1 rRNA gene is annotated in these 249 nt (G+C 49.4%); it reads right to left on the bottom strand.

Features of this window, described 5'->3' with window-relative positions:
- Positions 1-249, bottom strand: a 23S ribosomal RNA gene (locus K0040_RS20510); the annotation flags it as partial.

Consider the following 249-nt stretch of genomic DNA (forward strand, 5'->3'; position numbering starts at 1 on the left):
CTTGCTAGGTAACGTAACTCGTTGGCCCGTTCTACAAAAAGTACGCAGTCACACAAGTAATGTGCTCCTACAGCTTGTAAGTGTAGGGTTTCAGGTTCTATTTCACTCCCCTCCCGGGGTTCTTTTCCCCTTTCCCTCACGGTACTATACGCTATCGGTCACTAGGTAGTATTTAGGCTTGGAGGATGGTCCCTCCTGCTTCCCACAGGGTTTCACGTGTCCCGTGGTACTCTGGATCATATCTGAAGT

The organism is Terrisporobacter petrolearius, assembly GCF_020748185.1.
GTDB lineage: Bacteria > Bacillota > Clostridia > Peptostreptococcales > Peptostreptococcaceae > Terrisporobacter > Terrisporobacter petrolearius.